The following is a 15060-nucleotide window of genomic DNA, read 5'->3' as shown; positions in this document are numbered from 1 at the left end:
CGCATCACGGTCTTTCGGTAAGTTGGATGCAGCCAGTGTAGGGAAAGCGGTGACCAACAAAAAAGATGGAATTCTTCGTTGCTTATCAACTTTTCATCTATGCCCCGGCTGCCTTGCGCAGTTGCTCGAACAGGGCCAGCCCCTGCGGCCAGGGGCCATGTCCCGAGTCGACGTTGATATGGCCGGCCTGGCCGATATTCAGATAGTCGCTGCCCCATTGCCCGGCCCAGAACTCGGCGGCGCTGGCCTTGACCCAGGGGTCGTTGCTGCTGGCGACGACCAGGCTGGGAAAGGCCAGTTTCTCTTCGAGCAGCGCCGTCGGTTCGCCAAAACGATGCGGATCAGCCGGGGCGACGAGCAGGGCGCCGAGCACCTGTCCCGGCCGGACGAAGGCAGCCGTCACGCTGGCCAGGCAGCCAAAGCTGTGGGCGACGATCCAGACTGCTTCGCCGATGGCATCGATCTCTTCGCGGACACGGGCCGCCCAGTCGGACAGGCAGGTCACCTCCCAGTCGGCCTGCTCGACGCGGCGGGTGTCGGGCAATTGCGCCTCGAACCAGGTTTGCCAGTGGGTCGGGCCGCTGTTGCGCAGCCCGGGGACGATCAGGGTTGTTGCCATATCAGCTCCATACGTTCTGGCGGCGATCTTCGACCCGCTTGGCCTTGTGCGTGGCGCGGGGCAGCGTTTCCGGCGGCAGCACGACCACCTGCGCGGCGACGCCGGTGATCGACTTGAGATGGCCGGCGAAACGGCTGGCCAGTTCGGCATCCTGGGCGCTGTCGCTGGCCGCCCGTTCGATTTCGACGGTCAGCCGGTCGAGATGGTTCTCGCGCTCGACGATCAGCCGGTACTCGCCGGTCAAGTCGTGGTCCTTGCGGGCGATAGCCTCGACGTCGCTGGGGAAAATATTGACGCCCTTGATGATCAGCATGTCGTCGAGCCGACCATGGGTGCCCAGCATGCGCTGCGAAGTCCGGCCACAGGTGCAGGGCTCGCTGGTAAAGGAAACGATGTCGCCGGTGCGGAAACGGATCATCGGCCGGGCCCGTTTCTTCAGCGTGGTCAGCACCAGTTCGCCGCGCTCGCCCTCGGCCACCGGCGTGCCGGTTTCCGGATCGAGCACTTCGACCAGGATATGGTCCTCGGCCCAGTGCAGGCCGTGTTTTTCCTCGCACATGCCGGCGCAGGAACCGAAGATGTCGGACAAGCCGTAATAGTCATAGACCGAGGCGCCCCACAGGGCCTCGATGCGCTGGCGGGTTTCCGGGATCGAGCCGCCCGGTTCGCCGGCAACGAAAATGCGCTTGATGCCGAGATCCTTCTTCGGATCGATTCCTTCCTTGACCGCCGTTTCGCCGAGATACCAGGCGTAGGACGGCGTCGTCCAGATCGCCGTCGCCTGGAACTGTTGGGCGATGGCCAGCAGGCGCTCGGAAGGCACGGTGCCGGCATGGATCGACAGCGCGCCCAGTTTCTGGGCGCCGAGCACGCAGGGGCCGCCGACGAACAGCGAGAAATTCAGCGAGTGGCAATAACGATCCGTCGGGCGCAGGCCGGAAGACCAGAACTGGCGGGCTTCGTAGTCGATCCACTCGTCGAAGTCCCAGGCGGTGAAGGGCGAGGCGGTCGGCACGCCGGTCGAACCGCTGGAGGCGGAGATATAGACGATGTCGCGTTCCGGCACGGCAACCAGGTCGCCGAAGGGCGGCACGGCCGTCTGCCGGTCGCGCAACACCTTCTTGTCGATGAACGGAAAGCGCCGGATGTCGGCGAGCGACTCGACCTGCGCGGGATGTACGCCGGCCGCGTCGAAACTATCCCGGTAATACGGTGAGTTGTCGTAGGCGTGCTGCAGGTGCGACTTGAGCAGTTTGAGTTTCAGGGTGTCCCACTCGGCACGCGATTGGGTTTCGAGTTTTTCATCCCAGAACTTGCGGTCGTCGGGAGCGTTTTTCTGATGGGCCATCGGGGCTGTCCTTCCAAAGTATGGAAGGATTTTCCCGGCAGCGGCGGCGACGGGGAACGACGTTATTGTTATGTGCTTATAGGCTTCGTCAGCACCGCCTGCCCCGACGTCAGTTGCCGCACCAGACCGGCTGGCGCTTGTCGATGAAGGCGTTGATGCCTTCCTGCGCATCCCTGGCTTCGAGGTTGGCGACCATGACGTCGCGGGTGTAGGCATAGGCCTCGGCCAGCGACAGTTCGGCCTGGCGGTAGTAGGCTTCCTTGCCAATTGCTACGGTCAACGCCGATTTCGCGGCAATTTTCAAAGCCAGTTCGCGGGTGGCCGCTTCGAGTTGCTCGGCCGGCACCAGTTCGTTGACCAGGCCGAAGCGCAGGGCGGTCTCGGCGTCGATCAGGTCGCCGGTGAGCAGCATCTGCAGCGCGTGCTTGTTGGACACATTGCGTGACAGGGCGACCATCGGCGTCGAGCAGAACAGGCCGATATTGACGCCCGGTGTCGCGAAGCGCGCATCGAGCGCGGCAACCGCAAGGTCGGCGCTGGCGACGAGCTGGGCACCGGCCGCGGTGGCAATGCCATGGACGCGGGCAATGACGACCTTGGGCAGGCTGACGATGGCCTGCATCAGCTCGGCGCAGTCTGCGAACAGCTTTTCGGTGTAGTCGCGGGCGTAGCCGGCGGCACGCATTTCCTTGAGGTCGTGACCGGCACAGAAGGCCGGCCCGTTACCGGCCAGGATCACGACGCGCACGCTGTCGTCGCTGGCGATGGCGGCAAAGGCGTCGAGCAGGGCGCGCAACATGCCTTGCGACAGCGCGTTGCGGGCCTGCGGCCGGTTCAGGGTCAAGGTGGTGACGCCGTGGTCGTCGTGGCGGAGGACCAGCGGGGAATCGGTGATGGTTTGGCTCATGGCTATCCTTGTTTGTGGTTTATGACTTGCGCAGGGCGCCGGTCTCGTCGACACGACGCAGCGTGGCCAGCTCCTCCGGCGTCGGCTCGGGCACGACGCGGACGTTGGGCGAGACTTTCAAGTCCCAGCCGGTATGGGCCAGGATTTCCTCGACGCTGGAGAAGGCGTAGTAGGCATCGAGGAAGAATTCCTTGCTGAGCGGGTCGGGGCGCAGGATGCCGAGCGTCGTGATGATCGCCGAGGGCCCCTTGCCGACGAAGCCGTAGCGTTCGCGGGCGTTGCCGCCATCGAGATAGCCCGGCGAGCTGATGTAGCTGACCTTGTCGGCGAAGCGCTTCGGTTCGTGCGTCACCATGATGACGACGCGGCCGGCGCCGCAGGCGATGTCGTTGGCGCCGCCGGCTCCGGTCAGGCGGGTTTTCGGCAGGCGGTAGCTATCGCCGATCTCGCCGTCCCAGATGCCGGTGGTGTTGACGTTGCCGAACTTGTCGACCTGCGCGGCGCCGATAATGCCGACGTCGCAGCGGCCGGAGGCGACCAGGAAGCCGAGCGCATCGATGGCGTTGGTGAAGCTGGTGGCGTTGGCCGAGATGCGGTTGCACTCGATGCCCCAGGGCAGGCCGCCAACCGGCGTCGCACCATAGACGCCGCCTTCGGTCATCGCCCGGATGTTGGGTGCGTGATGGGCCTGGGCGAAGTAGCCGGCGAGCATCGAGAGGCCGACGCCGAAGATGGCCAGCTCGCCGTCGCGCAGTTCGCGGCCGGTGGCGATCGCCATCATTTCCTGGCGGGTATAGGGCAGGTTTTGCGTGGCGTTCGCGCTCATGCTGCCACCTCCGACGTCAGCGCCGCGATTTCCTCGGGCGTCTTGATCCACTGCCTGAACGGGTCGAGCAGGAAACTGGTGACGCCGTTCGCCAGCCGTTCGGCTTTGTCGCGGCCGATCAGGTCGAGATAGCCGTCAATGTCGTCGTAACCGGTAACGTAGTCGCGAATGTAATCGGCCGTGCCTTGCTCGGTGGCCAGCGCCTTGTTCATGAATTTCATGTGCTCTTCATCGACGTCGTAGAGCCCGGGCGAACTCTGCGGCCAGGCGGCGAAGGGCCAGTAGACGACGGCCTCGACGATGATGTCGGGAATGCGCACCAGGTTCGGATACTGCCGCATGCAGGCGGTGTCGACGATGGCGTCGGCAACCAGGATGACTTTCTTGGCGGCCCGTGACAGTTCGAAGCGGCTCCATTCGGTACCGAGCATGATGGCGTTGCCGAGCGGGTCGGCCAACGAGACGTGGATCGCCGCGACATCGGGCTTGAGCGGGCTGAAGGCGCCGATCTGGCGGCCGGAGAAGGGATCGGTGACGCTCGGAATCTTGCGTGTCGCCGGGTAGTCGTCGGGCGCGAAGGCGCTGCGCTCCTGGATGTCGGAGCCGATATTGACGGTGGCCGGCACGAAAGGCCAGTTCATGGCACCGCCAAGCAGGCGCGCCGCCATGGCCAGGTTGGAATAGTCCTCGAGCGCGGTCTGGCCGGATTCGACGGCCCGGCGCAAGCCGTTGGCAAAGCCGAAGACCTCCAGCCCGGAAAAGCCGCATTCTGCCTTGTCGACCGCAGCAGCGCCGGCCAGCAGGTTCAATTGCTGGGTGTTGCAGTGGAAGATGGCATGCAGGTTCTTGCGGCCTTGGCGTAGTAACTCGCGGCCGAAGACGATGGCGTCGGAACCGACCGGCAGCGCGGCCCCGCTGGCGTACTGGATGCCGTCATGGGTATAGCGGCGCACCGCCTCGGCGAGCGAGAGCAATTTATGTTGAGACATGGTTTTCTTAGTGTTGAGCGAGAGATTGCGCCGTCCGACCCGCCAGGCTGGCGAGGTCGCGGCTGAGTTTGTCGAGCGGCTGGCCGTAGGGGGAAAGGCCGAGCAGCCGGCCCTGGGCATCGAACAGGAAGACGCCGGCGGTATGGTCGAGGGTGTAGCCCATCGAAGCCGAAGGCTGCTTGTCGGCGACCAGTTGCAACTGGCGGATCAGGTCGGCGGTCTGCGCCGGATTGCCGCGCAGGCCGAGGATCGGGCGGCCGCCCTGGGGGCGGAAGGCATCGGCGTATTCCTTGAGGATCGCCAGGCTGTCGCGCTCCGGGTCGAGCGTCGCGAACAGCACCTGGATCTGTTGGCGCTGGCCGCTCGGTAGCGCTTCGACGGCCGCCTGCAGTTCGGCCAGCGTCGTCGGACAGACGTCCGGACACTGCGTGTAGCCGACGGCCAGCGCGACGGCGACGCCGCGAAAATCGGCCAGGCGATGCGGTCGACCGTCGGTGCCGACGACGGTGAAGTCCGGCTGGCGCGGCAGGGTGAGCGCCGGCGAATCGGCAAACAGCGCTGGTTCGCTGCGCCTGGCGACGGGGTGCGCGAACGGCTTGGCCTCGTAGGCGGCGCTGGCGACGAAATTGCCCAACTCACGCAAGCCACCGACATCGAGCGTGCCGGTGTAGCGGTACAGCGTGTTGCCCTGGCCGTCGAAAAAAGCGAAGGAGGGCGTGGCGACGGCGCGCAGGCGTTTGGCGAAGTCGCCCGGCGCGACCTTGCGGCCGAGCGGGTCGATGATCGCGGCGGACTGCGCGATATCCAGCCGGACGCTGCGGAACTTGCGCGCGAAGCGTTTTTCTAGTGCCGCATTGCGGTGCACCGTCCGTTCCATTTCCAGGCAGCCCGGGCAATCCGGCAGGGTCAGGAAAACCGCCAGTTGCTTGCCTTCTGCAGTGGCCGCCCGCACTTCTGCCTGCAGGTCGGTCGGCGCCCGCTCGAACAAGGCGGCCTGGGCCGGCAGCTGCCAGGCGAGCAGCGCGATGCCAGCCGGCAGCCAATGCCGGATCAAACTCGTCAGCGACATCGGGTCACCGCTGCCAGAACAGGGCGCGGCGCTTGATCGCCTCCAGCCCGGTCATCGCCAGGAAGGTGATTAGCCCGGTGTACAGGATGCCGGCGACCATTTTCGGGTAATCGGCGAAGTCGGCGTAGTACTGCACGAAGCGGCCGAGGCCGGCATTGGCACCGAACAGTTCGGCGACGGTGAGCAGGATGAAGGAAAAGCCCAGGCCAACCGCCATGCCGGAAAAGATGTGCGGCAATGCCGCCGGGAAAACGACGCGCCAGTGATACTCGAAGCCGGAGAGGCCGAGGATCTTGGCATTGTCGCGGTAGCGTTCCTCCAGGGCATGGGCGCCGGCCACGGCGTTCTGGAAGATCGGCCAGAAGGCCCCGATGAAAACGACAAAGATGGCCGACAGCTTGAAAGTCGGCAGCACGGCGATGGCGTAGGGAATATAGACGGTCGGCGGCACCGGCGCCGCGACTCGGGCGAAGGGGAAGAGGGCGCGCTGCAGGCGGGGTGAGGTGCCGACCGCAATGCCGGAAACAATACCGAGCAGCGTCGCCAGCACGAATCCCGGGATCAGGATGGAGAACGAGGAGAGGGTGCCGGTCCACAGTTCGGGCAAGGATTCCCAAAGGGCCCGGGCGGTGACCAGCGGGTGCGGGATCAGCGGATTGTCACCGAGCGGGAAATACTCTGCGGCGGCCAACCAGCCGGCGAGCAGGACGACCCAGACCAGCGAGGTTTCGACGATGGCCGTCAGGCGTCGGCCAATGCTCGCCGATGGCTGGCTGGCGGCATGCGGCGTCGGCGTCACGCCGAGCTCGCGGGTTTCGAGGGCAATGCTTTCAGTAGTCATGGTTTTTTCCTTCACACCGCGACCAGTTGTTTCAAGGTGTCGGCGGCCAGGGTTTCGGCGATCGACTCGCGCAGGTCGTGGAAGGCGGTGCTGTCGAACAGGCTGCGCCGGTCGCGGTGGCGCGGGAATTCGACCGGCAAGTCGGCAATGACGCGGCCCGGCGTCGAGCCGAGGATGACGACGCGGTCGCCGAGATAAAGCGCTTCATCGACGTCATGGGTGACGAAGACGATGGTCTTCTTCGGACTGGCCGCTTCCCAGATTTCCAGCAACAAATCCTGCAGACGGGCGCGGTTGACCGGGTCGAGGGCACCAAAAGGCTCGTCCATCAGCAGCAACGGCGAGCCGAGGGCGAGGGCGCGGGCGATCGCGGCGCGCTGACGCATGCCGCCGGACAGTTCGAACGGATACTTGTCGATCGCCGCGTCGAGGCCGACCTTACGCAGGTAATCGACCGCCTCGGCCCGGCGTTCGGCCTTGCCCGTTTCCGGGCGGGCCTTGCCGATGGCGATGGCGATGTTGTCGACGACCGACATCCAGGGGAACAGCGCGTAGTCCTGGAAGACCACGCCCCGATCCAGGCCCGGGCCGCTGATCGGCTTGCCGTTCCAGGCCAGCCGACCGCGTTGCGGGGCCTTCAGGCCGGCGACCAGGCGCAGCAGCGTCGACTTGCCGGAACCGCTGGCGCCGAGCAGGCTGACGAATTGCCCGGCCGGTATCGTCAGGTCGATGCCGGCCAGGATACGCTGGGCATCGTACGAGAAGTCGATGCCCTCCAGTCGCAGGCTCTGGCTCATCAGGCGTTCTTCCGCTTGAAGTCTTGCTGCAGTTTCTTCCAGTACGGATCTTTAGGGTTTTCCTTGGCCAGGTCGTTCAGAGCCTTTTCGTACACCTTGGCGTCGATGGCCGAAGCGAGGTCAGGCTGGCTGGTAATGAATTCGCTGTTCACCATGACGTCGGCGAAATGCTTGACGCCCTTGCTGTCCGGATCGGACGACTGGTCGAGGTACTGCGAGTAGTAGCCGCGCCACAGCAGTTGCTGGTCGATCTTGACGTACTTGGCGATCGATTCGATGGTTTCCTTCTTGTTCTCGGCGGCGAACTTCTCGGCCTTCAGGATGGCGCGGACGAATTTCTCCCAGGTCGCCCGGTTCTTCAGGCTGGCCTCGGTGACCACCAGACGGCAGCACGGGTGGCCTGGCTGCAGGTCGGTCGAATGGATGACGACCTTCAGACCCTGGTCTTCGGCCCGCAGGTCATGCGGCCCCCAGACCAGACCGGCGTCCACCTGGCCCGACTTGACCGCCTCGATGACGGCGGCCGGATTCTTCAACTCGAAGATCTGCAGGTCGCTCTTCCAGTTGATGCCCTTGTCCTTCAGGGCACCGCGCAGCACGGCGTCGCCTGAAGCCATGCGGACGGTCGCCACTTTCTTGCCCTTGAGGTCGGCGACGCTGGCGATCTTGCCGGCGTTGGCCGGCGTCGCGATCAGTGCGGCATCGCCGCCCATGATGCCGCCGATGATCTTGAGCTTGGCACCCTTGGCGATATGGGCGACCGGCGCCGTGGTGCCGAAGGCGCCGATGTCGAGCTTGCCGGCCACAACGGCGTTGAGGCCATCGGCCGAGTTCTGGAATTCGATCAGTTCGACGTCCAGGCCTTCCTTGGCGAACAGCCCCTGTTCCTTGGCGACGAAAAACTTGCCGTGGCCGGTGACCGGCAGATAGCCGACCTTGAGCGTATCGGCCAGGACGTTGCCGATGCTGCCGGCGATGGCGAGCGCGGCGACCAACGTCTTGATGGGGGTACTGAGTTTCATGAGTTCTCCTGAGCGGACGGTTGTTGTATGGCCCGAAGTTTGCCGGGCACCCGATCAGCCGAGAACTAACTAGTTTTTCCGAAGATATATGCGAATCAATATATAAATGAAAAAGCCGCCCGACCGGATTGCCCGGACGAGCGGCTTTTGCCGGGTGCAACAGCTCAGGTCAGGATGTCCGACCAGATATTCTTCGCCCAGGCCCGGGTGAACAGGCCTTCCTCGATCGAGGGGGCTGCCGATACACCACCGGAACCCGGGACGACGAGAGGTGTTTTCTTCTCGCTATCGTAACGATGCACGGAGTCGACATGAATGGCGCGGCGGTCATCAACCATCGAGTAGCAGGTATTGGCCAACAGGGTCGGCTGCGGCTGGCGACCGGCGAGAATCTCGACGATTGCGGCAGCCGCAGCCTTGCCGTGCTGGTTCGCCATGTGACCCGATTTCGGCATCAGGGGGGCCGATAGCGTGGCATCGCCCAGCACGTGCACATTCTTGACCGCAGTCGATTCGAGCGTGACCCAGTCGATATTGACCCAGCGGTTGTTGGCATTGACCAGGCCAATATCGTGGGCGATCTTGCCGGCATGCTGGGGCGGCACCAGATTGATCACGTCACCCCGCTCGCGGTCGCCGATTTCGCTGGTGACGATCCGGGTCTCGGCATTGACCTCGGTGATGTTCCAGTTTGGACGGTATTCGATCAGACCTTGGTAATCGTTGTCCCAGACGCCCTTGAAAAGCTTGCCCTTGGAGATGATCTGGTCGTTGCCATCGAGCACGATGATTTTCGAATTGGGTTTGTGCGTCTTGAAATAATGGGCAATCTGGCTGACCCGCTCGTAAGGACCCGGCGGGCAGCGATAGGGGGCCTTCGGGATGGTCTGGATGTAAACGCCGCCATCCGGCAGGTCGACCAGTTGCTGGCGGAGGGCAACGGTCTGCGGGCCGGCCTTCCAGGCATGCAGGATTTTTTCCTGGGCCTTCTCGTCGTAACCGGCAACGGCGCCGAACAGGAAGTCGACGCCTGGCGAAACCACCAGGCGGTCATAGTCGAATTCGCCGGCATGGTCGGTCTTCACCTTGCGCTTGTCGACATCGACCGCGATCATGCTGGCGTGTACGACCTTGATGCCCCAGTTCTTCTTCAGGCCTTCGTAGCCATGAACGATGGAGGCGTAGTCGCGGTTGCCGGCGAGAACTTCGTTCGAAGCCGGGCAGGAAATGAATTCCTTGTTGCGCTCGATGAGAACGACCTCGATGGCGCCATTACTCCATTTGCGCAGATATTTGGCGGCGGTCGCGCCACCGAAGCCGGCGCCAACCACCACAACACGGCCGAGTTTCTTGTTTTTGCCCGGGGCGGCCAGGGCGCTACCGGGCAGTACGGCGGCACCAAGCAGGGTGGCCGAGCCACCGAGCGCCTGCAGTAGCCGGCGACGATCAGGATTGAATCGAGTCATGGTCTGTTGCCTTCCTATTTCTGCCGCGAAAAATAATCGGCCAGCACCGCGATCTCTTCGTCTGTATAGCCCTTGGCCAACTGGTGCATGATCGTGGCCTGCTTGGTTCCGGCCTTGAAAGCCGTCAGCGCCGCTTCCAGATATTCCCGGTCGCGTCCGGCAATTGACGGAATGGCCGAATTGACCCGGCCTTCGGTGCCATGACAGTTGAAGCAGTTGGCAACGAAATACGGGAAGGGAGTCGCCGGGGCCGGGCCTGCTGCCAGCACGCCGGTCGAGGCGAGCAGCCCGATGAGCGGAATAAGCTTCTTCATCTGATCTCCTGATCGTGCGGATATTGAATGCGAGCACGGCATTGCTCGGCCGAGCCGCCGTGAAAGGGCGAATTTTCACGAGTTCACCGGCGGTGCTTACGATTTTTTTCGCATAAGTAAAGAGCGGATAAGGATATGCACCAACCGCATCGCACCTTCCTGCTTCGGCATATCCTTATCAGAAATACGTCGTTTTACTCATCGGAGGGCTTCTCTAACCTTGCCCACCCAAACACGATTTTATTCGTTCAGGATATTGTCCGATGACCGATGAAATGACCGATTGCCCCCACGGCAACGACACCGGCGGGAGCAACGCGCAGCACCCGTCCACGGCCGGTATGGCTGCGGCAAACCAGCTACCGACCTTGCAGCGCAACGCATTGCGGAAGATATTCGACCGCCCGGCCTTCACCCCCGAGGAAGTGGCCGCCCTCGGTTACCGCCGCCTGCAGCAGGCCGAGGGCATCGGCAACAAGGGCCTGGCCGCCATCACCGCCTGGTTGCAGCAGCATGGTTTCGAGCTGAATCCGCCGGATAGCCATGACAGCCCGCCGAAGATCCACAAGAAGAACCGGCGCAATATCGAAATGGCGGTCCGCCTGCTGCGCACCCACGGCTATATCGTCCAGGGCGCAGTCGAATTACCCGGCGAGACGAAGACGCGTTGATGGCATGAGTTATTGCCCGACCGGCCTATAAGCAAATAAAAAATCATTCGTTCTGAGGCTGGACAGGCCTCCCTAGACTCCGCTCCACCCTAATTTGAACAAGCGGAGTTCCCCATGAAGCTAAAAACCCTCGTTACCAGCCTTCTGGCTGCCTCGGTCCTTGCCGGCAACGTCCTGGCTGCCGATATTTCCCTGCTCAACGTCTCCTACGATCCGACGCGCGAGCTGTATCAGGACTTCAACGCGGCTTTCGCTAAGTACTGGAAGGCGAAGACTGGCGACAACGTCACCATCAACCAGTCGCACGGCGGCTCCGGCAAGCAGGCGCGCGGCATCATCGACGGCCTGGAAGCCGACGTCGCCACCCTGGCGCTGGCCTATGACGTCGATGCGCTGGCCGACAAGGCGCTGATTCCGCCGGACTGGCAGAAGCGCCTGCCGAACAATGCCTCGCCCTATACCTCGACTATCGTTTTCCTGGTGCGCAAGGGCAACCCGAAGGGCATCAAGGACTGGAACGACCTGGTCAAGCCGGACGTCGCGATCATCACGCCGAACCCGAAGACCTCCGGCGGTGCCCGCTGGAACTATCTGGCGGCCTGGGCCTACGCCCTCGAACAGCCGGGCGGCAACGAAACGAAGGCGAAGGAGTTCGTCGGCCAGATCTTCAAGAACGTCAAGGTGCTCGACTCCGGTGCCCGCGGGGCGACCACGACCTTTGTCGAGCGCGGTATCGGCGACGTGCTGCTCGCCTGGGAAAACGAAGCCTACCTGTCGCTGAAGGAACTCGGTGACAAGTTCGAGATCGTGACGCCGTCGCTGTCCATCCTCGCCGAGCCGCCGATCACGGTTGTCGACAAGACCGTCGACAAACACGGCACCCGCAAGGTGGCCCAGGCCTATCTGGAATACCTGTACTCGGCGGAAGGCCAGGAAATTGCCGCCCGCAATTTTTATCGGCCGCAGGATGCAAAGATCGCCGCGAAATACGCCAAGCAGTTCGCCAAGACCCGGCTGGTGACGATCGACAAGTCCTTCGGTGGCTGGCGCAACGCCCAGAAAGTTCACTTCTCCGACGGCGGCGTCTTCGACCAGATCTACGTCCCGAGCGGCAAGCGCTAAGCGTCTTTGCGCACAGGGCAGGGCGGGGTGCAGTTGCGGTCCCCCCTTTCGTTATTCAAAGAACGCATATTGATTTATGAATTAAGTATTTCTACTTATATAACAAGATTCATAAACTGGCCGCTAACTGCTGCAATGCAGCAAACACAGGGAAGGCATCATGGCAATACGCAAGCGTTTCAGCCCTCTGCCAGGTTTCGGCCTGTCGCTGGGCTATACCATTTTTTATCTGGCGCTGATCGTGCTGATTCCGCTCAGCGCGGTCGGCGCCAAGACCATCGGCATGGGCTGGGAGGCTTTCTGGGCGGCGGTCAGCAATCCACGGGTCGTCGCTTCCTATGAACTGAGCTTCGGGGCCTCGCTACTGGCGGCTGCGGTCAACGTCGTTTTCGGGCTGATTTTCGCCTGGGTGCTGGTCCGCTACCGCTTCCCCGGCAAAGGCCTGGTCGATGCCCTGGTCGACCTGCCTTTCGCGCTACCGACCGCCGTCGCCGGTATCGCCCTGGCCACGATCTACGCCGAGAACGGCCCGATCGGCAGCCTGCTCAAGCCCTACGGCATCGAGGTCGCCTACAACCCGAACGGCGTCCTGCTCGCCCTGATCTTCATCGGTTTGCCGTTCGTCGTGCGCACCGTGCAGCCGGTGCTGGCCGACCTGGAAAAGGAAGTCGAGGAAGCCGCGGCCGGTCTCGGTGCATCGCGCTGGCAGACCTTCGTTAAGGTCATCCTGCCCCACGTTTTGCCGGCGCTGCTGACCGGTTTTGCGATGGCCTTCGCCCGGGCCGTCGGCGAGTACGGTTCGGTCATCTTTATTGCCGGCAACGTGCCGATGGTGTCCGAGATCACGCCGCTGATGATCATCACCAAGCTCGAACAATACGACTACGCCGGCGCCACCGCGGTCGCCTCGGTGATGCTGATCTTTTCCTTCATCCTCCTGCTGATCATCAATGGCTTGCAGGGCTGGATGCAAAACCGTTACTCGAAGGGAGCCTGAGATGTCGGCCACTATCGCTCTGCAACACGGCTCGCTCGAACGCTACGAGACACCCAGCACGCGTGAGCCGCAATGGATCAAGGTGCTGCTGATCGGCATCGCGCTGACCTTTTTCACCGTCTTCCTGCTTTTTCCGCTGGTCGCCGTCTTCGTCGAGGCTTTCCGCAAAGGCTGGGGGACTTATCTCGCCGCGCTATCGAGCCACGACGCCCTGGCCGCAATCCGGCTGACGCTGCTGACGGCCGCGATCGCGGTCCCGCTCAACCTCTTCTTCGGCATCTCGGCCGCCTGGGCGATCGCCAAGTTCGAGTTCCCGGGAAAACGCCTGCTGATCACGCTGATCGACCTGCCATTCTCGGTCTCGCCGGTCATTTCGGGGCTGATCTACGTGCTGCTGTTCGGGGCCCAGGGCTGGTTCGGCGAGTGGTTCGCGGCGCACGACATCAAGATCCTCTTCGCCGTGCCAGGCATCGTGCTGGCCACCATTTTCGTCACCTTTCCCTTCGTCGCCCGCGAACTGATTCCGCTGATGGAAGCGCAGGGCTCCGAGGAGGAGGAGGCGGCGGTCGTACTCGGTGCCAGCGGCTGGCAAGTCTTCTGGCACACGACGCTGCCGAATATCAAATGGGGCCTGCTCTATGGCGTGATTCTCTGCAATGCCCGGGCAATGGGCGAGTTTGGTGCCGTCTCGGTGGTTTCCGGGCATATCCGCGGCATGACCAACACCATGCCGCTGCATGTCGAAATTCTCTACAACGAATACAACTACGCCGCGGCCTTCGCCGTCGCCTCGCTGCTGGCGCTGCTCGCCATCGTCACGCTGGGCCTGAAGACGCTGGTCGAACGTCAATCCCACAAACAAAAAACCGAATCCCTGGCCCTGGAGAACGCATCATGAGCATCGCGATCCGTAACATCAGCAAGCACTTCGGCGCCTTTCACGCGCTTGACGACGTATCCATCGACATCCCGTCCGGCGAACTGGTCGCGCTGCTCGGGCCGTCCGGCTGCGGCAAGACGACCTTGCTGCGGATCATCGCCGGCCTCGAATTCGCCGATTCCGGGCGCATCCTGCTCGAAGGCGACGATGCTTCCGAGCGCCACGTCCGCGAGCGCAACGTCGGCTTCGTCTTCCAGCATTACGCGCTGTTCCGTCACATGACGGTCTTCGAAAACGTCGCCTTCGGCCTGCGCGTCAAGCCGCGCAAGTATCGCCCGAACGAGAACGAAATCCGCAAACGGGTCAGCCGTCTGCTCGAACTGGTGCAACTCGGCTGGCTGGCCGACCGCTATCCGTCCCAGCTCTCCGGCGGCCAGCGCCAGCGGATCGCCCTGGCCCGCGCCCTGGCGGTCGAGCCGAAAGTGCTGCTGCTCGATGAACCGTTCGGGGCACTCGACGCCAAGGTCCGCAAGGAACTGCGCCGCTGGCTGCGCCAGTTGCATGACGAGATCCATGTCACCAGCGTTTTCGTCACGCACGACCAGGAGGAAGCGCTCGAGGTGTCGGACAGTATCGTCGTCATGAACAAGGGCAGGGTGGAGCAGATCGGCTCGCCCGACCAGGTTTACGACCATCCTGCGACGCCTTTCGTCGCCAGCTTCCTCGGCTCGGTCAATCTGTTTCATGGCCGCGTCGAAGATGGTCATCTGCATGTCGGCGAGCACGCACTGGCGGTCGGGGCAGGGCACGTGGCGACGGACCAGGCGGTCGGTTTCGTCCGGCCGCACGAGTTCGACTTGCTGCCGGCGAATGCGCCGGGCACAGGCTTGCCGGGCAAGATCCTGCGCATCATCGCTATCGGTCCGCTAGCCCAGGTTGAACTGGCCCGACCGAACGGCGAACTGCTCGAGGTGGCGATCCTGCGCGACACCCTCAGCGTGCTCGGGCTGCGCGAAGGCGACGAGGTTTCGCTGCGCCCCAGGAATATCCGGGTTTTCCAAAATAACGAACGACTGGCCGCTTAAGACGGCCGCGATGGAGAGAACACCATGAATTTCCAGCAACTCAGAATCATCCGTGAAACGATCCGCCAGGATTTCAACCTGACGGAAGTCGCCAACGCGCTGTACAC

16 protein-coding genes are annotated in these 15060 nt (G+C 63.2%); 5 read left to right on the top strand and 11 right to left on the bottom strand.

Translation table 11 applies throughout. From position 1 onward, the window contains the following. Positions 1–97 precede the first annotated feature (97 nt). From GH663_RS20630 to GH663_RS20580, 11 genes are all read right to left on the bottom strand, one after another. The gene (locus GH663_RS20630; protein ID WP_153133472.1) at positions 98–619 is read right to left on the bottom strand and encodes an RBBP9/YdeN family alpha/beta hydrolase; all 522 of its coding nucleotides are present in this window, start codon (positions 617–619) and stop codon (positions 98–100) included. A 1-nt stretch (position 620) separates the two neighbouring features. Continuing rightward, positions 621–1967: a phenylacetate--CoA ligase family protein gene (locus tag GH663_RS20625; RefSeq protein ID WP_153133471.1), complete on the bottom strand. Its 1347-nt coding sequence runs from the start codon at positions 1965–1967 to the stop codon at positions 621–623. A 109-nt stretch (positions 1968–2076) separates the two neighbouring features. Further along, positions 2077–2874, bottom strand: a complete 798-nt coding sequence (locus GH663_RS20620; RefSeq protein ID WP_170291472.1) for an enoyl-CoA hydratase — start codon at positions 2872–2874, stop codon at positions 2077–2079. Between the two features lie 19 nt (positions 2875–2893). After that, positions 2894–3700, bottom strand: a complete 807-nt coding sequence (locus tag GH663_RS20615) for a CoA-transferase subunit beta (RefSeq protein WP_153133470.1) — start codon at positions 3698–3700, stop codon at positions 2894–2896. Further along, entirely contained in the window at positions 3697–4689 is a 993-nt protein-coding gene (locus GH663_RS20610; protein ID WP_153133469.1) for a CoA transferase subunit A, read from the bottom strand. The genes GH663_RS20615 and GH663_RS20610 overlap by 4 nt, the downstream gene beginning before the upstream one ends. 7 nt (positions 4690–4696) lie before the next feature. Continuing rightward, on the bottom strand, positions 4697–5758 hold the full coding sequence (locus tag GH663_RS20605; RefSeq protein WP_153133468.1) for an SCO family protein: 1062 nt from the start codon (positions 5756–5758) through the stop codon (positions 4697–4699). A gap of 4 nt (positions 5759–5762) precedes the next feature. Further along, positions 5763–6599 (bottom strand): ABC transporter permease, encoded by an 837-nt coding sequence (locus GH663_RS20600; protein ID WP_153133467.1) that lies wholly within the window; start codon positions 6597–6599, stop codon positions 5763–5765. A gap of 11 nt (positions 6600–6610) precedes the next feature. Beyond that, positions 6611–7396, bottom strand: a complete 786-nt coding sequence (locus tag GH663_RS20595) for an ABC transporter ATP-binding protein (protein WP_153133466.1) — start codon at positions 7394–7396, stop codon at positions 6611–6613. Further along, on the bottom strand, positions 7396–8418 hold the full coding sequence (locus tag GH663_RS20590; protein WP_153133465.1) for an ABC transporter substrate-binding protein: 1023 nt from the start codon (positions 8416–8418) through the stop codon (positions 7396–7398). The genes GH663_RS20595 and GH663_RS20590 overlap by 1 nt, the downstream gene beginning before the upstream one ends. Positions 8419–8582: 164 nt before the next feature. Beyond that, entirely contained in the window at positions 8583–9884 is a 1302-nt protein-coding gene (locus GH663_RS20585; RefSeq protein ID WP_153133464.1) for an NAD(P)/FAD-dependent oxidoreductase, read from the bottom strand. 14 nt (positions 9885–9898) lie between these two features. Next, positions 9899–10198: a c-type cytochrome gene (locus tag GH663_RS20580; RefSeq protein WP_153133463.1), complete on the bottom strand. Its 300-nt coding sequence runs from the start codon at positions 10196–10198 to the stop codon at positions 9899–9901. Between the two features lie 263 nt (positions 10199–10461). On the opposite strand from GH663_RS20580, the gene GH663_RS20575 reads away from it, so the two are divergent. From GH663_RS20575 to GH663_RS20555, 5 genes are all read left to right on the top strand, one after another. Beyond that, a complete protein-coding gene (locus GH663_RS20575; protein WP_153133462.1) occupies positions 10462–10869 on the top strand; it encodes a hypothetical protein in 408 nt (135 codons plus the stop codon). A gap of 114 nt (positions 10870–10983) precedes the next feature. Next, a complete protein-coding gene (locus tag GH663_RS20570) occupies positions 10984–11991 on the top strand; it encodes a sulfate ABC transporter substrate-binding protein (RefSeq protein ID WP_153133461.1) in 1008 nt (335 codons plus the stop codon). 160 nt (positions 11992–12151) lie between these two features. Next, a complete protein-coding gene (cysT, locus tag GH663_RS20565) occupies positions 12152–12988 on the top strand; it encodes a sulfate ABC transporter permease subunit CysT (protein ID WP_153133460.1) in 837 nt (278 codons plus the stop codon). A 1-nt stretch (position 12989) separates the two neighbouring features. Next, positions 12990–13886 (top strand): sulfate ABC transporter permease subunit CysW, encoded by an 897-nt coding sequence (gene cysW / locus GH663_RS20560; protein ID WP_153133459.1) that lies wholly within the window; start codon positions 12990–12992, stop codon positions 13884–13886. Further along, positions 13883–14953, top strand: a complete 1071-nt coding sequence (locus GH663_RS20555; RefSeq protein WP_153133458.1) for a sulfate/molybdate ABC transporter ATP-binding protein — start codon at positions 13883–13885, stop codon at positions 14951–14953. Before cysW ends, GH663_RS20555 begins: the two co-directional genes overlap by 4 nt. Positions 14954–15060 lie beyond the last annotated feature (107 nt).

The sequence above is a fragment of the Dechloromonas hortensis genome, assembly GCF_009469765.1.
GTDB lineage: Bacteria > Pseudomonadota > Gammaproteobacteria > Burkholderiales > Rhodocyclaceae > Azonexus > Azonexus hortensis.
Note: the sequence above shows the minus strand (reverse complement) of the source record. Positions and strands in the feature narration are given on the sequence as shown.

Excerpts from the sequence above, each read along its gene's own strand:
- GH663_RS20630 (WP_153133472.1), bottom strand. The coding sequence starts at position 619 with ATGGCAACAACCCTGATCGTCCCCGGGCTGCGCAACAGCGGCCCGACC.
- GH663_RS20625 (WP_153133471.1), bottom strand. The coding sequence starts at position 1,967 with ATGGCCCATCAGAAAAACGCTCCCGACGACCGCAAGTTCTGGGATGAA.
- GH663_RS20620 (WP_170291472.1), bottom strand. The coding sequence starts at position 2,874 with ATGAGCCAAACCATCACCGATTCCCCGCTGGTCCTCCGCCACGACGAC.
- GH663_RS20615 (WP_153133470.1), bottom strand. The coding sequence starts at position 3,700 with ATGAGCGCGAACGCCACGCAAAACCTGCCCTATACCCGCCAGGAAATG.
- GH663_RS20610 (WP_153133469.1), bottom strand. The coding sequence starts at position 4,689 with ATGTCTCAACATAAATTGCTCTCGCTCGCCGAGGCGGTGCGCCGCTAT.
- GH663_RS20605 (WP_153133468.1), bottom strand. The coding sequence starts at position 5,758 with ATGTCGCTGACGAGTTTGATCCGGCATTGGCTGCCGGCTGGCATCGCG.
- GH663_RS20600 (WP_153133467.1), bottom strand. The coding sequence starts at position 6,599 with ATGACTACTGAAAGCATTGCCCTCGAAACCCGCGAGCTCGGCGTGACG.
- GH663_RS20595 (WP_153133466.1), bottom strand. The coding sequence starts at position 7,396 with ATGAGCCAGAGCCTGCGACTGGAGGGCATCGACTTCTCGTACGATGCC.
- GH663_RS20590 (WP_153133465.1), bottom strand. The coding sequence starts at position 8,418 with ATGAAACTCAGTACCCCCATCAAGACGTTGGTCGCCGCGCTCGCCATC.
- GH663_RS20585 (WP_153133464.1), bottom strand. The coding sequence starts at position 9,884 with ATGACTCGATTCAATCCTGATCGTCGCCGGCTACTGCAGGCGCTCGGT.
- GH663_RS20580 (WP_153133463.1), bottom strand. The coding sequence starts at position 10,198 with ATGAAGAAGCTTATTCCGCTCATCGGGCTGCTCGCCTCGACCGGCGTG.
- GH663_RS20575 (WP_153133462.1), top strand. The coding sequence starts at position 10,462 with ATGACCGATGAAATGACCGATTGCCCCCACGGCAACGACACCGGCGGG.
- GH663_RS20570 (WP_153133461.1), top strand. The coding sequence starts at position 10,984 with ATGAAGCTAAAAACCCTCGTTACCAGCCTTCTGGCTGCCTCGGTCCTT.
- cysT (WP_153133460.1), top strand. The coding sequence starts at position 12,152 with ATGGCAATACGCAAGCGTTTCAGCCCTCTGCCAGGTTTCGGCCTGTCG.
- cysW (WP_153133459.1), top strand. The coding sequence starts at position 12,990 with ATGTCGGCCACTATCGCTCTGCAACACGGCTCGCTCGAACGCTACGAG.
- GH663_RS20555 (WP_153133458.1), top strand. The coding sequence starts at position 13,883 with ATGAGCATCGCGATCCGTAACATCAGCAAGCACTTCGGCGCCTTTCAC.